Origin of the sequence: Pseudomonas sp. A-1 (assembly GCF_004801855.1) — a bacterium.
Classification (GTDB): Bacteria; Pseudomonadota; Gammaproteobacteria; order Pseudomonadales; family Pseudomonadaceae; genus Geopseudomonas.
Genome location: NZ_SSTC01000026.1, coordinates 13,123 through 28,907 on the forward strand (window position 1 = coordinate 13,123; position 15,785 = coordinate 28,907).

Here is a 15,785-nt window from a genome sequence, read left to right on the forward strand (position 1 = left end):
CACGAAAAGGAAATAGCGATGCTGGTCGTATCCCTTTCCGGCAGCCCCTCCCTGCAGTCGCGCTCCGTCGGCCTGCTGGAATGGTCGCGCCGCTGGTTGAGCGCGCGCGGTGTTGAGGTAGTCAGTTTCGGCGTGCGCGACTTCACCGCCGAGGACCTCCTCTACGGGCGCTTCGACAGCCCGCAGGTGGTCGAACTGGCCGAGCGCGTGCGCGCCGCCGATGGCCTGCTGGTCGCCACGCCGGTGTACAAGGCCGCCTATTCCGGTGCGCTGAAGACCCTGCTCGACCTGCTGCCCGAGCGCGCCCTGGCCCACCAGGTGGTGCTGCCGCTGGCCACCGCCGGCAGCCCGTCGCACCTGCTGGCGCTGGACTACGCGCTCAAGCCCGTGCTGGCCGCACTGAAGGCCGAAGAAGTGCTGCAGGGCGTGTTCGCCGACGATCGCCAGACTCGCTACGAAGAGGGCCGCGTGGTCCTCAGCGAGGAACTGGAACAGCGTCTGGAGGCGGCACTGGAACAGTTCTACCAGGCGCTGGTACGCCGTCCGCGCCATCTGCAGCCGGGGCAGCTCGAACAGCAGCTGCTCGGCGCCCGCTGGAGCGTCTGAACCACGATTCCCCTCCGGGCGAGCGCTCCCGCGCAGCCCATGCTTTTTTGCCCTCCCCCACACGGGGCGAGGCACTTGAAAGTCCTCACTCGTCCGTCAACGGACCGGCAGGCATCCACCACTACCGACTTGCATACAAGGAGAGCGCCATGCGCACCCCCTACCTGCGTCGCGGACTGGTCGCCCTGCTGGCTGCAGCGATCTCCTCCGCCGCCCTCGCCGCCGATGACGCCGACAACACCCTGCGCATCGGCTACCAGAAATACGGCACCCTGGTCCTGCTCAAGGCCAAGGGCAGCCTGGAACAGCGCCTCGCCGAACAGGGCGTGAAGGTGCAGTGGACCGAGTTCCCCGGCGGCCCGCAGCTGCTGGAAGGCCTCAACGTCGGCTCGATCGACTTCGGCGTGACCGGCGAGACCCCGCCGGTGTTCGCCCAGGCCGCCGGCGCCGACCTGCGCTACGTCGCCTACGAGCCGCCGGCACCCACCGGCGAGGCGATCCTGGTGCCCAAGGATTCGCCGATCAGGAACGTGGCCGAGCTGAAGGGCAAGAAGGTCGCCCTCAACAAGGGCTCCAACGTGCACTACCTGCTGGTGCGCGCCCTGGAGGATGCCGGCCTGTCGATCACCGACATCACCCCGGCATACCTGCCGCCGGCCGACGCCCGCGCCGCCTTCGAGCGCGGCAGCGTCGATGCCTGGGTGATCTGGGACCCCTTCCAGGCCGCCGCCGAGCAGCAACTGGCGGCGCGCACCCTGCGCGACGGCAGCGGCCTGGTCGACAACCACCAGTTCTACCTGGCCAGCGGCAGCTACGCCCAGCAGCACCCGCAGGTGGTCGGCGCGCTGATCGAGGAAATCCGCGCCATCGGCGAGGAAGCCAAGGCCGATCCGGCCAGGGTCACCGCGCAGGTCGCCCCGCTGATCGGCCTGCCGGCCGAGATCACCCACAAGGCCGTCGCCCGCCAGGGCTACGGCGCCCAGCCGCTGACTCCGGCAGTGGTGGAAGCCCAGCAGAAGATCGCCGACACCTTCGCCGACCTCAAGCTGATTCCCAGGCGCCTGAGCATCAAGGACGTGGTCTGGACGCCGCCAGCCAAGGTCGCCCAGCAGTAAGCCCGCAGGCGGGCGCTGCGCGTCCGCCTGAACTCCTTTCCCGAATCATCGCGCGCATGAGCCAAGCCCCCACGCGCGCCCGCATGAAGGATTATTGCGATGAGTCTGAACATCTTCTGGTTTCTCCCCACCCACGGCGACGGCCACTACCTGGGCACCGCCGAGGGCGCCCGCGCCGTCGACCACGGCTACCTGACCCAGGTGGCGCAGGCCGCCGACCGCCTCGGCTTCGGCGGCGTGCTGATCCCCACCGGGCGCTCCTGCGAGGACTCCTGGCTGGTCGCCGCCTCGCTGATCCCGGCCACCCAGCGCCTGAAGTTCCTGGTCGCCCTGCGTCCGGGGATCATCTCGCCGACCGTGGCCGCGCGCCAGGCGGCGACCCTCGACCGCCTGTCCAATGGCCGCGCGCTGTTCAACCTGGTCACCGGCGGCGATCCGGACGAGCTGGCCGGAGACGGCCTGCACCTGTCGCACGCCGAGCGCTACGAGGCCGCCGACGAATTCACCCGCGTGTGGAAGCGCGTGCTGAGCGGCGAGACCGTCGACCTCGACGGCAAGCACATCCAGATCAAGGGCGCCAAGCTGCTCTACCCGCCGATCCAGCAGCCGCACCCACCGCTGTACTTCGGCGGCTCCTCGGAGGCCGCCCACGAGCTGGCCGCCGAGCAGGTCGACCTGTACCTGACCTGGGGCGAGCCGCTGCAGGCGGTGGCCGAGAAGATCGCCGACGTGCGTGCGCGCGCCGCCAGGCACGGTCGTAGCGTGAAGTTCGGCATCCGCCTGCACGTGATCGTGCGCGAGACCAACGCCGAGGCCTGGGCCGCCGCCGAGCGGCTGATCAGCCACCTGGACGACGACACCATCGCCAAGGCGCAGGCCTCGCTGGCGCGCTTCGACTCGGTCGGCCAGCAGCGCATGGCCGCCCTGCACGGCGGCAAGCGCGACCAGCTGGAAGTGGCGCCGAACCTGTGGGCCGGCGTCGGCCTGGTGCGCGGCGGCGCCGGCACCGCGCTGGTCGGCGACGGCCCGACCGTGGCGGCGCGGGTCAAGGAGTACGCGGATCTCGGCATCGACACCTTCGTGTTCTCCGGCTATCCGCACCTGGAGGAATCCTACCGGGTCGCCGAGCTGCTGTTCCCGCACCTGGATATCGCCCAGCCGCAGCGTCCCGAGAGCCGCGGCTACGTCAGCCCGTTCGGCGAGATGATCTCCAGCGACATCCTGCCCAAGGCAGCAGCGCAGAGCTGAGGCCGCGAACCCCGCTCGCCGGAGCACGTTGTAGGGGCGAATTCATTCGCCCACCACGGCCTGCTCCAGGCGAATGAATTCGCCCCTACACGAGTTGGCATCATGAGTACGCGCAATACCGAGAAACTCCTCCTGCGCCTGGCGCCCTGGGCGCTGCCGGTCCTGCTGCTCGGCGTCTGGCAGCTGGCCGCAAGCAGCGGCTGGCTGTCCAGCCGCATCCTGCCGGCGCCCAGCGCCGTGGCCGTCGCCGGCTGGGCGCTGCTGAGCAGCGGCGAGCTGTGGCAGCACCTGGCGATCAGCGGCTGGCGCGCCGGCATCGGCTTCGTCATCGGCGGCAGCCTGGGCCTGGCGCTCGGCTTCGTCACCGGCCTGTCGAAATGGGGCGAACGCCTGCTCGACAGCTCGGTGCAGATGATCCGCAACGTGCCGCACCTGGCGCTGATCCCGCTGGTGATCCTGTGGTTCGGCATCGACGAGAGCGCGAAGATCTTCCTGGTCGCCCTCGGCACCCTGTTCCCCATCTACCTCAACACCTACCACGGCATCCGCAGCGTCGACGCCGGGCTGGTGGAGATGGCACGCAGCTACGGCCTGTCGGGCTTCGCCCTGTTCCGCCAGGTGATCCTGCCCGGCGCCCTGCCGTCGATCCTGGTGGGCGTGCGCTTCGCCCTCGGTTTCATGTGGCTGACGCTGATCGTCGCCGAAACCATCTCCGCCAACGCCGGCATCGGCTACCTGGCGATGAACGCCCGCGAGTTCCTGCAGACCGACGTGGTGGTGCTGGCGATCCTGCTCTACGCGGTGCTCGGCAAGTTGGCCGATGTCGCCGCCCGCAGCCTGGAACGCGCCTGGCTACGCTGGCACCCGGCCTACCAGCAAGGAGGTGCCAAATGAGCACCCAGGATCTGAAGCGCGGCATTCCGCTGCACCTGCAGGGTGTGGCCAAGGCCTTCGGCGAGCGCACGGTGCTGCATGGCATCGACCTGCACATCCCCGCCGGCCAGTTCGTCGCCGTGGTCGGCCGCAGCGGCTGCGGCAAGAGCACCCTTCTGCGCCTGCTGGCCGGACTGGACCATGCCACTTCCAGCGAACTGCAGGCCGGCAACGCGCCGCTGGCCGCGGCCCGCGAGGACATCCGCCTGATGTTCCAGGACTCGCGGCTACTGCCGTGGAAACGGGTGATCGACAACGTCGGCCTCGGCCTGTCCGGCGACTGGAAAAGCCAGGCACTGGAAGCGCTGGCAGCGGTCGGCCTTGGCGAGCGCGCCCACGACTGGCCGGCGGCGCTGTCCGGCGGGCAGAAGCAGCGCGTGGCGCTGGCCCGCGCGCTGATCCACCGCCCGCGCCTGCTGCTGCTCGACGAGCCGCTCGGCGCGCTGGACGCACTGACCCGCATCGAGATGCAGCAGTTGATCGAGCGCCTGTGGCAGCAGCACGGCTTCACCGTGCTGCTGGTCACCCACGACGTCAACGAGGCGGTGGCGGTGGCCGACCGGGTGATCCTGATTGAGGACGGCCGCATCGGCCTCGACCTGCCGATCCCCCTGGCCCGTCCGCGCCCCCGCGCCTCGGCGGCGCTGGCCGCGCTGGAAGCCCGGGTGCTCGAGCGCGTGCTGGCCCTGCCGGCGCAGGCAGAAACGGCCGAACCCGTATCGCCATTGCCCACGCAGCTGCGCTGGGCCCTTTGACCAACCATTCCCAGTCCAAAACCACCAGCCTTACCCATACCCCTGAAGGAGCAAGACCATGACCATCAAAGCCATCAACGTGCGCAACCAGTTCAAGGGCACCATCAAGGAGATCGTCCTGGGCGACGTGCTCTCCGAAATCGACGTGCAGACCGCCGCCGGCATCGTCACTTCGGTGATCACCACCCGCTCGGTCAAGGAGCTGGAGCTGGCCGTCGGCAGCGAAGTGATCGCCTTCGTCAAATCCACCGAGGTGTCCATCGCCAAGCTGTGATCCGCCGAGCGGAACGGGGCGACGCAGCGGGAGCGCCCTCTCCCGCTCGCATCCGGCCACCTCCGCTGGCGCCCGAGCATAGTGCAACGCCCGCTGGAGACAGCGGGCGTTCTCTTTCCAGGCAGGCAACCGCCCGGCAGGCACATCTGGCTTAAGTCCCGATTAAGCCCATTCCCGCAGCCCTTCAGCCTGGATTCAGCCTGGTTCCGTACTGTAGCCACATCGAATCCGCAGGAGCCTGCCCCCATGAACAAGAAGCTCATCTCGCTGGCCCTGGCCGGCGCCACCGCCGCACCGCTGCTGGCCCAGGCACAGACCCAGTCCCTGACGCTGGACGTCACCCTCAAGGAATACCGCGGCAAGGGCGCCTACCTGGCCATCTACCTGACCGATGCCGACGGCCAGTACCAGAAGACCCTGTGGGTCGCAGGCAAGAAGGCCAAGTACTACCGCCACCTGCGCGACTGGACCCGTGGTGGCGGCGCGCAGAGCGCCGAGTACGACGGCCTGACCGGCGCCAGCGTCGGCAGTGGCGACAACCTGACGGTCGAGGTCGAACTGGAGCAGGCCCTGCTCGATGCCGGCTACGAGATCCGCGTCGACAGCGCGGTCGAGGACAAGCGCGACAACCGCGCCGAGGTCCGCCTGCCGCTGACCCGCGAGCCGGGCGAAGCCAGCGGCAGCGGCTACGTCGACCGCCTCAGCTACAGTTTCTGATCCCCACGAGGCCACCATGAATCGTCGCCTGCACCTGCTGACCAGCCTCCTGCTCAGCGCCCTGCTGCTGGTTTCCGCCGCCACCGGGCTGGTGCTGTCGGGCGCCAGCCTGAGCGAACAGTTCGGCCAGCTGGACGCCCCCGGCGACAGCGTGGCCGTCGTCGCCGAGCGCGTCAGCCAGCACCTGCCCAACGTCGAGCGCCTGGAGCGCAGCGCCAACGGCACCCTGCTCGCCACCCTCGGCGGCGATGTCGAGGAGCCGGTCCACGTGGTCGACCCGGCGACCGGCGAAGACCTCGGCCCCTACGCCCCGTCGGCCACCCTCGAGTGGCTGCGCGACCTGCACCGCGAGCTGCTGCTCGGCTCCACCGGCCGCTGGCTGAGCGGCCTGGCGGCGCTGGCCCTGGCGCTGCTGGCGATCAGCGGCGCGATCCTGCTGGCCCGCCGCCTCGGTGGCTGGCGCCGCCTGCTGACGCCGATCCGCGCCGGCCAGGGCATGCTGCACTGGCACACGGTGATCGCCCGCTGGACCCTGCCGGGGCTGGCCGTGCTCGCCCTCAGCGGCCTGTACCTGTCGGCGACCAGCCTGGGCCTGCTCGGCGACGGCTCCGACAACGAGCCGGCCTGGCCGGAAGGCATCCAGGCCGCCCCGCACCTGCCGCTGGGCAGCCTCGCGGCGCTGCGCCAGGTGGAGCTGCCCCAGCTGCGCGAGCTGGAATTCCCCAGCGCCGCGGACGACATCCACTACCTCGGCGTGCGTACCGCCAGCGGCAGCGGTTTCGTCAACGCCGCCAGCGGCCAGTGGATCAGCTTCCAGCGCAACGGCGCGGCGCAGAACCTCTTTGAGACCGCCTACGCCCTGCACACCGGCGAGGGCATGCCGCTGTGGTCCATGGCCCTCGCCGGCCTGGCGCTGTCCACCCTGTTCCTCGGCGGCAGCGGCCTGCTCGGCTGGTGGCAGCGGCGCGGCCGCGCCGGCGTGCAGGACCAGGGCGTACCGGCCGAACAGGCCAAGGCGGTGATCCTGGTCGGCAGCCAGGGCGGCTCGACCTGGACCTACGCCCGCCAGTTGCAGGCGCAACTCGAGGCTGCCGACTGGCCGGTGCACGTCGCCGCCATGAACGCCGTGCAGGACGATTACCCGCAGGCACGCTGCCTGCTGCTGCTCGCTGCCACCTACGGCGACGGCCAGGCGCCGGACAGCGCCGCACAGTTCCTCGGCCGCCTGGCCGAAGTCAGCTGGCCCGCCCGCGGCCTGCCGGTGGCGGTGCTCGGCTTCGGCGATCGCCAGTTCCCGTGCTTCTGCGCCTATGCCGACGCGGTCGAGCAGGCCCTGCTGCAACGCGGTTGCCAGCCGCTGCTGCCGCTGCAGCGCGTCGACCGCCAGGCCAGCGGCGAGCTGAACGCCTGGGCCGGGCAGCTCGGCGAATGTCTCGGCACCCCGCTGCGCCTGCAATCGGCGCTGCTGCCGACCAGCGCGGTGCGCCTAACCCTGCAGGAGCGCCAGTGCTACAGCGAGCGCGGCGGCCAGCCGGCCGCGGTGCTGCGCTTCGCCGTGGCCCCCGGCAGCACCAGCTTCGCCCCCGGCGACCTGCTGGCCATCCGTCCGCTCGATGCCGCGGCGGTCGACACCGCGCCGGCCGATGCCACGGCGGTCGATACCGCGCAGGCCGACGCTTCGCAGAAAGACACTGCGCCGCGCCTGTACTCCATCGCCAGCGCCGCTGACGACGGTTTCGTCGAGATCTGCGTGCGCCGCCATCCGCAGGGGCTGTGCTCCAGCTACCTGCACGGCCTGCAGCCGGGCGCCACGCTTGAGGCGAGCATCCAGCCGCATCCGGGCTTCCGTCCGCAGGCCGGCGAGCATCCGGTGCTGCTGATCGGCGCCGGCGTGGGTGTGGCGCCGCTGATCGGCTTCGTGCGCAGGAATGAATCCCGCCGCCCCATCCAGCTCTACTGGGGCGGACGCCACGCCAGCGACCAGCTGTATGGCGAGGAACTCCGGCAGTGCCTGGCGGACGGCCGCCTGCAGCGCCTGCAGCGGGCCTTCTCCGAGGGGCCGACGCCGGCCTACGTGCAGGACCGCCTGCGCGAGGATGGCGCCAGTATCCGCGCACTGCTGCAACAGGGCGCCCAGGTGCTGGTCTGCGGCTCGCGGGAGATGGCCGCCGGCGTGCGCGCCGTGCTGGAAACCCTGCTGGCCGAGATGGGCAGCAACCTCGATCAACTCAAGGCACAGGGGCGCTTCCGTGAAGACGTTTACTGATTGCGAACCGCTGCTGCGCTACAGCCTCAGCGGGCCGACCATGGGCAGCCGCTTCACCGCGGTGTTCTTCGCCGCCGCCGGGCTCGACACCCGGCCCATCCAGGCCGAGCTGCAGGCGGCGGTGGACCGGGTCGATGCGCAGATGTCGACCTGGAAGCCGGACTCCACCCTGATGCAACTGAACCGCGCGCCACTCGGCGAGTGGTTCGAGCTGCCGGACGAGCTGTACCAGGTGCTGCTCGCCGGCCTGCACGTCGGCAGCCTGTCGCACGGTGCCTTCGACATCGCCCTCGGCGCGCAGGTCAGCGCCTGGGGCTTCGGCCCGGCGCCGGCAGGCGCAAGCGCAACGCCGCGCTGCACGGCCGCCACGGCGCTGACCCTCGACACCGAGCGGCGCGCCGTGCGCAAGGAGGCCGAGGTCAGCCTCGACCTCAACGGCATCGCCAAGGGCTTCGGCGTCGACGAACTGGCCCGCTGCCTGGAACGTCATGGCATCCAGCGCTATCTGGTGGGCATCGACGGCGAGCTGCGCGCCCGCGGCGAGAAGCCCGACGGCGCCTGGCGCGTCGCCCTGGAGAAGCCCGAGTACGGCCGCCGCGAGGTGTTCGCCAGCCTGGAACTGGCCGACACGGCCATCGCCACCTCCGGCGACTATCGCCACTGGCGCGAGCGCGATGGCCAGCGCTATTCCCACACCCTCGACCCGCGCAGCGGCGCGCCGCTGCACAACGGCATCGCCTCGGTCACCGTGCTGGCCGGCAGCTGCCTGTACGCCGACGCCTGGGCCACGGCGCTGATGGTGCTGGGCGTCGAGCGCGGCGCCCGGCTGGCCCGCGAGCAGGGCCTGGGCGCGGTGTTCCTGGTGCGCGAGGGAGAGCACATCCGCGAGGTCACGGTGGGAATCTGACTTCAGATCCGCGCCAGCAGGGTGCGCGCCTTGTCGATGGCGATCTGCGCCCGCTCCAGGGGGCCGACGCCCTGCTCGCAGAGCTGGCGGGTGGGGATTTCCAGGCCCAGCGGCAGCTCGAAAGGATGCTCGATTGACGAACACCGCTCCTGGCGAGCCAACCCGGCAGGCGCAGATTGATGGCTGCCCCGGACCTCCCGCGCCGCGCCCTATACTGGCCATATGCTGCGCACCCGGGGCCCGTCGACGCCCCTCGGGGAGCAGCGCCGTCCTGAGCCATCGGTCATGCCTGATGCACCTTGTCCGCCCGCTTTGCGCGGCCTTGAGCCTGCTGCTCGCCGCCGGTTGTGCAAGCCTTCCCTGGTCGAGGCCTGGGGCGGATCTGCAGTCGAGCAGCGGCAAGCCTGCGGCCATATCGCTCGGCGAGCCGATCCTTCTCGCCGGGCCGCGGTCGCGCCTGCTCCAGGCGGTGGTCGATGCGCAGCAGGCCGTTCATGTCCTGCTGTGGTCGCAGCCCGAAGATCGTCTGCGCCATCGCGTCGTCAGCGATGGGCAGCTGCGCGAAGCCGAACCTGTACCTGCAGCACCCTCGTCGGCCGAACGGCTCGACGCCGTTGTCGACGCCGGCGGCGTGCTGCATGTGATCGTCGACAATCGCCTCTTCACGCTCGGTGCTGCCGGCTGGGAGGAGCTGGAGAATCCCGGCTGCCGGCGGTTCGTCCGCGGCGCGCCGAATGTCGCCTGTCTCTTCGAACTCTCCGCGCCCGATCCGCGCAACAGGAAACGCTGGGACTGGTTCGGCTTCGGTGGTCTTGGCGCCGGGATCGTCTGGCCCTGGCCGAGCCTGGTCACCAAGTTCGGCATCGCCGAACACACGGCTTCCGGCTGGCTCGAGCGCGGCATCGTCGATCGGGCGAGCAACCTGAGTCTCGCCTACGCCGACGCCGTCGCCAGCAGGGATGGCGACATCGAGGTCGTCTATCGTCGGCGGCGCTTCATGTTGGCCGAGGACAGCCAGCTGCGCTACGAGCGCTTCAACGCGCCGGGCCACCCGGCAGCGCCCCTGCCGGCGCAGCGGATCGCCCCGCGGGGCGCCGGCGACGCCAGCTGGTCGCTGCTCGGAATCACGCTCGAGGAACTGGTTTCCCTCACTGCCAGAACCGCACCCGAACCCTTCTGGAGCAATCCGCGGATCGCTGCCGATCCTCGGGGCCGGGAAAGCCTGGTCCTCGCCTCGGACAACGCCGGCGGCATCTGGGTGCGCCGGATCGTCGGCGGCCTGCCCGAACCCGCGCGCCTGCTGCTCGACGGCAAAGGCCACCGCCGCCTCACGGGCGTGGCGACCCTGGAGAATGGCCGCGTGATCGTGCTGGTTGAAGAGACTCGCGTGGGCTGGTGGTCGCCCCCGCCGCAGCCGCTCGGGCTCATGGAGTACCGTGACGGACAGTGGTCAGCGCCCATCGCCGTCGGCGCGACCGCAACCCTCGACTCGAGCAGCCTGCTCGCCATCGGCAGCGACTCCGTCGGCGTGTTTGGCGTCGATCAGGAGGGGCGGCCCTGGCTGCGCCGGATCAGGCTGCTGGACTGATCCACACGCCGCTTCCAGGCCGAGCGCGGGTGGACGTCGGGAGGATGCTAGCTAGCCGGCGTCCCTGTCGGCAGCCCTGGCGCTCTCGCCTGCCGCCGGCCTGCCACGCCACCGCTGACGCAGCAGCGACCGGATGCCGTCCATGATCAGCACCAGGATCGCCAGCCAGATGGCGATGTAGGTCGGCCACTGCGACGGCGCGATGGACTCCCCCAGCAGCAGGGAGGCCAGGACCAGCAGGACCGGCTCGACATAGGAGAGCAGGCCGAACAGCGCCAGGTTGAGCCGCGGCGCCGAAAGCGCGGAAAGTGCCAGTGCCGAGGCGCTGAGGGCGCCCAGCCCGACGATCAGCAGGGGAAGATGGGCGGCGCCATCCGCGCCACTCAGCACCATCCCGCCCTTCCAGATGAAGAACAGGCTCAGCGGCAGGCTGAGGGTCATGTCGCACCACAGTCCCCCCAGGTTGTTGGTGCCAATGACTCGGCGCAGATAGAAATACAGTGGGTATCCCAGGCAGACCAGCAGGGTCGGCCACGAAACCCGGCCAACCACGGTGAACTCATTGATCACGCCGATTCCGGCCAGTCCGCAGGCCAGAAGCTGCAGCGGGGTTATCCGCTCGTGGAAGGCGAATCGCCCGACCATGGCGGCGGTGATGGGCAGCAGGAAGTAGCCGAGCGAGACGTCCAGGGCGTGGCCATTCAGCGGGGCCCACATGAACAGCCAGACCTGGATGCCCAGCAGGAAGGCGGACAGGAGGCGCTTGGCCCAGAACAGGCTTTCGCGGCGCAGCCTTCGCCCGATTGACCTCACTTCATCCCAGGCGCCTGTCGCCAGGAGCAGCAGCGTCAGGCACGGAACCGTGAGCAGCGTTCTCCAGCCATAGATTTCCTCGCCGCTCAACGGCGCCAGCAGCCCCGTGTAGGCATACATGACGGCGAACAGGATCGAGGACAGGACATTGAGCAGAATGCCGGCGGAGGTGTTGCCTGGACTGGGAGTATTCATGGGGGGGGAGATCGATTCTGGAATGGCGCCAGGTCTGCCGGACGCCCCGCAAGGCATCTGGAAAATCTGGCAAGCAAAAGCGGATTCACTGGCGAAGTCGACGAGCGACCACCCTGGGCAGTACTTGTACGCCCCTGAGCGACTGGTCGTCGGCGGCGTGCTCGCGCGGATTGTGACCGATGCCGCCACGGCTGGGAACGAAGATCGTTGGCCAGCGCGTTCTGACTTGACCCCCGCCCTCGCCGCCGCCTTCGCCCCGAATGCACCGGCTCACAACTGCAACCCCAGCAACTGCGAGACGCCCTCGGCCGCGTCGCGCAGCAGCCCCGGCTGGCTGGCGACGTAGGGGCTGGCGCCGCCCTTCTCCTGTTCGAACCAGGCGGCGAAGCGGCGCACGTCCTCGGCGCGGTGGAAGGCGACCATCAGCTCGTAGTTGAGGAACAGGCTGCGGCTGTCGAAGTTGGCGGAGCCGCTCAGCGCCAGCGTCTCGTCGAACACCGCCAGCTTGCCGTGCATCATCCCCGGCACCAGCCAGATGCGCGCCCCGGCGGCGGCCAGCGTGCGCAGCGGCCGCCCCCGGGCCAGGTCGGACAGGCGGTGATTGGAGCGCGCCGGCAGCAGCAGGTCGACCGCCACCCCGCGGCGCGCGGCCAGGCACAGCGCCATCAGCAGGGCCGTCTCGGGAACGAAGTACGGCGTGGCCAGGGCGATGCGCTGGCGGGCCTGGTAGGCGCCGCTGACCAGCAGCGCGTAGACGGTGTCGTCGGCCTGGTCCGGGCCGGAAGCGACCAGTTGCGCCCCGCCGGGCACAAACCCCGCCGGGGCACAGCCGGGATGGCTGGCCGGCAGGCCCCTGGCGAAGGCCCAGTCGCGCTCGAACAGCGCGCTGGCCTGGGCGCTCAGTGGCCCGCGCAGGTCGAAGCTCAGGTCGCCCCACGGCGCGGCGCCGGACTTGCCCTCGAAGTATTCCGCCGCCAGGTTGCGTCCTCCGCACCACAGCCGGCATTCGGCCCGCCCCGCATCGGCGATCAGCAGCTTGCGATGGTTGCGCAGGTTGGTCGGCGAGCGCAGCGGGGCGTGCAGCGGCGGCGCGAACAGCGCCAGCTCGCCGCCGGCGGCGGTCAGGCGCTGCAGGTTCGGCCGACGGGCCATCAGGATGCCCATGCCGTCCAGCAACAGCCGGACACGCACGCCGGCGCGGGCCTTCCGGCAGAGCCGGTCGAGCACGGCCTCGCCGAGAGCATCGCGGCCGATGAGGAAGGTACACAGGTCGAGCGAGACCTGCGCCGCGTCGATGGTGGCCCACAGCGCCTCGCCGGCCTGCCGGCCGTCCGTGTGCACGTTCAGCTCGCGGTAGTGCGCCGGCGCGGGCTGGCCGAGCGTCATGATGGTTTCGACAGCCCAGCCGCCGGCGCGGCCCTCGGCACTGGGTGCAGCCACCGGCGCGAGCGGCGGACGGGCCAGCTTGCGGGTGCCGAACAGCAGGAAGGCCGGCAGGGCCAGGTAGGGCAGCAGCAGGATGAACAGCATCCAGGCGACCGCCGCCACGGGATGCCGGCGCTGGCGCCGCACATGGGAGTTGACGACGTAGACGAGGACGGCCACCACGGTGATCAGGCCATCCAGCGTCAGCCAGTGGATGAGGGACAGCTCGGACAGCATGGACGACACCTCGGCCGCTGGAGCGCGGCAGCCCGTATTCCGAACGCTCCGTCAGTCGCGTTGCCGCCGCGCCGTTCATTCTCGGGAGGCGCGGCGGCTCCATAAAGTGTCGCTGCTAATGGGGAAACTGCGAGCGCAGCGAGCACAAAGCGATGCCCGCCTGCGCCCCGGTGCCGCCCGGCTGCCACCGCTCCTCGACCAGCAGTACGGCCTGGCTGTACTTCATAGCGCCGCGCAAGCTGGAAGGCTGATCCGGCGTTTCTGTCTGCTGGAAATCGCCGCCTCAGAACAGCTCCATCTGCCCATCCACCAGCCGCCGGAAGTCGCTGTGCACGAAGGGCAGGATGGCGTCGGCCACCGGCTGCAGCTGGCGCGTCACGTAGTGGTCGTAGTCGATGGGCGCCTGGCGGGCTTCCAGCGGCTCGGGGCCGGCGGTGGTGATCACGTAGCTGATCCAGCCGCCGCGCTGGTACTGCAGCGGGCGTCCGTGGCGGGCGTTGTACGCGTCGGCCAGGCGCGCCGCCTTCACATGGGGCGGCACGTTGCGTTCGTAGTCGTCCAGGCGTCGGCGCAGGCGCTTGCGGTAGATCAGCAGCTCGTCCAGCTCACCGGCCAGGGTGCGGCGCACATAGTCGCGCACATAGTCCTCGAAGGGTTGCCGCCGGAAGATGCGCTGGTAGAGCTCCTGCTGGAACTCCCGGGCCAGCGGCGACCAGTCGGTGCGCACGGTTTCCAGGCCCTTGAACACCATCTCCTCGCTGCCGTCGGCGCGCCGCACCAGGCCGGCGTAGCGCTTCTTGCTGCCCTCCTCGGCTCCGCGGATGGTGGGCATCAGGAAGCGCCGGTAGTGGGTCTCGAACTGTAGTTCGAGGGCGCTGTCGAGGCCGAACTCGGCCGTCAGGTGCTCGCGCCACCACTGGTTGACCTGCTGCACCAGCTCGCGGCCGATGCGGCTGGCGTCTTCCTCCGCGTGCGCGCGGCCGAGCCAGACGAAGGTGGAGTCGGTGTCGCCATAGATCACCTGGTAGCCGCGCGCCTCGATCAGCTCGCGGGTACGGCGCATGATCTCGTGCCCGCGCATGGTGATCGAGGACGCCAGGCGCGGGTCGAAGAAGCGGCAGCCACTCGAGCCGAGCACGCCGTAGAAGGCGTTCATGATGATCTTCAGCGCCTGCGCCAGCGGCTGGTTGCCGCCCTGCTTGGCCGCGTCGCGGCCCTCCCAGACCCGCGCGACTATGGCCGGCAGGCAGTGTCGGCTGCGCGAGAAGCGCGCGCCGCGGAAACCCGGCACCGAGTGCGCGTCGTCGCTCTGGCGCAGCCCTTCGATCAGGCCGACCGGGTCGATCAGGAAGGTGCGGATGATCGACGGGTACAGGCTCTTGTAGTCCAGCACCAGCACCGACTCGTAGAGGCCCGGGCGCGAATCCATGACGAAACCGCCGGGACTGGCCTCCGGCAGGCGCTCGCCGAGGTTGGGCGCGACGAAGCCCAGGCGGTGCATCGGCGGCAGGTACAGATGGGTGAAGGCCGCCACCGAGCCGCCGCTGCGGTCGGCGGCCAGGCCGGTGACCGTGGCCCGTTCGAGGAGGAACGAGAGCAGCTCGGCCTTCGCGAAGATGCGCGTCACCAGCTCGCAGTCCTTGAGGTTGTAGCGCGCCAGCGCCGGCTTGTCCTCGGCGAAGCGGCGGTCGATCTCGGCCATGCGCTGGTAGGGGTTGTCGATCGCCTTGCCCTCGCCCAGCAGCGTCTGCGCCACGTTCTCCAGGCTGAACGAGGGGAAGTTCCAGGTCGCCGAACGCAGCGCCTCGATGCCGTCGATGATCAGCCGCCCGGCGGCCTCGGCGAAGAAGTGGCCGTTGCGGCTGCCATGCTCGCGCCAGCCCATCTCGTCGCCAGCGCGCCCCAGGCGCAGCGGCACCTTCAGGCGCTGGGCGTGCTCGCGCAGCACGCGCAGGTCGAACTGCACCAGGTTCCAGCCGATGATGGCGTCGGGGTCATGGCGCGCCAGCCAGTCGTTGAGCCGCTCCAGCAGCTCGGCACGGCTGGCGCAGTACTCCAGGGCGAAGTCCAGCCCGCTCGCCTCGCCATTGGCCGGGCCGAGCATGTACACCTGGCGCTGGCCGCAGCCTTCCAGGGCGATGGAATACAGATCGCTGCGGCTGTTGGTCTCGATGTCGAGGGAGACCAGGCGCAGGCGCGGACGATAGTCGGGGGCAGGACGCAACTGGGCATCCAGCAGCACACCGTCGTCAGCCGGCGTACCGGCGAAGGTCAGCGGCGCGGTGATGAAGCGCTCCATCAGGAAACGCTCGGGCGGACGGATGTCGGCCTCGTAGACATCCACGCCACCGGCGCGCAGGACCTTTTCCAGACGCAGCAGTTGCGCGTACTGCCGGCAGTAGAGGCCGAGCACCGGGCGGTGATGGAAGTCGCGCAGCTCCAGCTCGCGCAGCTCGGCATCCGCCTCGCCCTTGAGCAGCTGCTCGGCGCGCCGGCGCTGCTCGGCGGGGACGAAGGCCACCGCAGGCTGCACGGGCACCCGCACGCGGCGCGGACCGGCGTCGGTCGCCAGCCAGAACTCGACCTCGATGCCCGCCGACGTGTCGCGCCAGTGCCGCGTCAGCACGAAACCCAGTTGCCCTTCCACGCCGATGACCTTGAGATGATTCCGACAGGGGGATTTTACGTGCTTGTTGGTAGTCCGGC

General features: G+C 70.2%; 13 protein-coding genes and 1 pseudogene. 10 read left to right on the forward strand and 4 right to left on the reverse strand.

Annotation, left to right across the window (positions count from 1 at the left end; translation table 11 throughout):
- Window positions 1–18: 18 nt before the first annotated feature.
- From ssuE to E5198_RS08035, 9 genes are all read left to right on the forward strand, one after another.
- A complete protein-coding gene (gene ssuE / locus E5198_RS07995; protein WP_136489475.1) occupies window positions 19–606 on the forward strand; it encodes an NADPH-dependent FMN reductase in 588 nt (195 codons plus the stop codon).
- 149 nt (window positions 607–755) lie between these two features.
- Complete coding sequence (locus tag E5198_RS08000; RefSeq protein WP_136489476.1) at window positions 756–1,721, forward strand: sulfonate ABC transporter substrate-binding protein; 966 nt, start codon at window positions 756–758, stop codon at window positions 1,719–1,721.
- Window positions 1,722–1,820: 99 nt separating this feature from the next.
- A complete protein-coding gene (gene ssuD / locus E5198_RS08005; protein WP_136489477.1) occupies window positions 1,821–2,969 on the forward strand; it encodes an FMNH2-dependent alkanesulfonate monooxygenase in 1,149 nt (382 codons plus the stop codon).
- A 102-nt stretch (window positions 2,970–3,071) separates the two neighbouring features.
- Window positions 3,072–3,863, forward strand: coding sequence for an aliphatic sulfonate ABC transporter permease SsuC (gene ssuC, locus E5198_RS08010; RefSeq protein WP_136489478.1), 792 nt, complete (start codon window positions 3,072–3,074; stop codon window positions 3,861–3,863).
- Window positions 3,860–4,657 carry an aliphatic sulfonates ABC transporter ATP-binding protein gene (gene ssuB, locus E5198_RS08015; protein ID WP_136489479.1) on the forward strand — a complete coding sequence of 266 codons (798 nt, stop codon included), beginning with the start codon at window positions 3,860–3,862 and terminating at the stop codon, window positions 4,655–4,657. The genes ssuC and ssuB overlap by 4 nt, the downstream gene beginning before the upstream one ends.
- A 58-nt stretch (window positions 4,658–4,715) precedes the next feature.
- Entirely contained in the window at window positions 4,716–4,931 is a 216-nt protein-coding gene (locus E5198_RS08020; RefSeq protein WP_090215127.1) for a molybdopterin-binding protein, read from the forward strand.
- Between the two features lie 246 nt (window positions 4,932–5,177).
- Complete coding sequence (locus E5198_RS08025) at window positions 5,178–5,648, forward strand: DUF2271 domain-containing protein (RefSeq protein WP_136489480.1); 471 nt, start codon at window positions 5,178–5,180, stop codon at window positions 5,646–5,648.
- A 16-nt stretch (window positions 5,649–5,664) separates the two neighbouring features.
- Window positions 5,665–7,914 (forward strand): PepSY domain-containing protein, encoded by a 2,250-nt coding sequence (locus tag E5198_RS08030; RefSeq protein WP_136489481.1) that lies wholly within the window; start codon window positions 5,665–5,667, stop codon window positions 7,912–7,914.
- Window positions 7,898–8,821, forward strand: a complete 924-nt coding sequence (locus E5198_RS08035) for an FAD:protein FMN transferase (RefSeq protein WP_256659010.1) — start codon at window positions 7,898–7,900, stop codon at window positions 8,819–8,821. Before E5198_RS08030 ends, E5198_RS08035 begins: the two co-directional genes overlap by 17 nt.
- Before the next feature lie 2 nt (window positions 8,822–8,823).
- Here the strand turns inward: E5198_RS08035 and E5198_RS08040 are convergent.
- Window positions 8,824–8,946, reverse strand: a pseudogene (locus E5198_RS08040) (sugar phosphate isomerase/epimerase); the annotation flags it as partial.
- Between the two features lie 197 nt (window positions 8,947–9,143).
- Here E5198_RS08040 and E5198_RS08045 point away from each other — a divergent pair.
- Window positions 9,144–10,409, forward strand: coding sequence for a hypothetical protein (locus E5198_RS08045; RefSeq protein ID WP_136489482.1), 1,266 nt, complete (start codon window positions 9,144–9,146; stop codon window positions 10,407–10,409).
- Window positions 10,410–10,460: 51 nt separating this feature from the next.
- On the opposite strand, the gene rarD is transcribed toward E5198_RS08045, so the two are convergent.
- From rarD to E5198_RS08060, 3 genes are all read right to left on the reverse strand, one after another.
- Window positions 10,461–11,417, reverse strand: coding sequence for an EamA family transporter RarD (gene rarD / locus E5198_RS08050; RefSeq protein ID WP_136489483.1), 957 nt, complete (start codon window positions 11,415–11,417; stop codon window positions 10,461–10,463).
- Window positions 11,418–11,687: 270 nt separating this feature from the next.
- Window positions 11,688–13,079: a phosphatidylserine/phosphatidylglycerophosphate/cardiolipin synthase family protein gene (locus tag E5198_RS08055; RefSeq protein WP_136489484.1), complete on the reverse strand. Its 1,392-nt coding sequence runs from the start codon at window positions 13,077–13,079 to the stop codon at window positions 11,688–11,690.
- A 283-nt stretch (window positions 13,080–13,362) separates the two neighbouring features.
- Window positions 13,363–15,726: a DNA polymerase II gene (locus E5198_RS08060; RefSeq protein WP_136489485.1), complete on the reverse strand. Its 2,364-nt coding sequence runs from the start codon at window positions 15,724–15,726 to the stop codon at window positions 13,363–13,365.
- Between the last annotated feature and the right edge of the window lie 59 nt (window positions 15,727–15,785).

Coding starts and splice junctions, on each gene's coding strand:
- E5198_RS08055 (WP_136489484.1), bottom strand. CDS start 13,079: ATGCTGTCCGAGCTGTCCCTCATCCACTGGCTGACGCTGGATGGCCTG.
- E5198_RS08020 (WP_090215127.1), top strand. CDS start 4,716: ATGACCATCAAAGCCATCAACGTGCGCAACCAGTTCAAGGGCACCATC.
- E5198_RS08030 (WP_136489481.1), top strand. CDS start 5,665: ATGAATCGTCGCCTGCACCTGCTGACCAGCCTCCTGCTCAGCGCCCTG.
- ssuE (WP_136489475.1), top strand. CDS start 19: ATGCTGGTCGTATCCCTTTCCGGCAGCCCCTCCCTGCAGTCGCGCTCC.
- ssuC (WP_136489478.1), top strand. CDS start 3,072: ATGAGTACGCGCAATACCGAGAAACTCCTCCTGCGCCTGGCGCCCTGG.
- E5198_RS08025 (WP_136489480.1), top strand. CDS start 5,178: ATGAACAAGAAGCTCATCTCGCTGGCCCTGGCCGGCGCCACCGCCGCA.
- ssuD (WP_136489477.1), top strand. CDS start 1,821: ATGAGTCTGAACATCTTCTGGTTTCTCCCCACCCACGGCGACGGCCAC.
- E5198_RS08000 (WP_136489476.1), top strand. CDS start 756: ATGCGCACCCCCTACCTGCGTCGCGGACTGGTCGCCCTGCTGGCTGCA.
- rarD (WP_136489483.1), bottom strand. CDS start 11,417: ATGAATACTCCCAGTCCAGGCAACACCTCCGCCGGCATTCTGCTCAAT.
- ssuB (WP_136489479.1), top strand. CDS start 3,860: ATGAGCACCCAGGATCTGAAGCGCGGCATTCCGCTGCACCTGCAGGGT.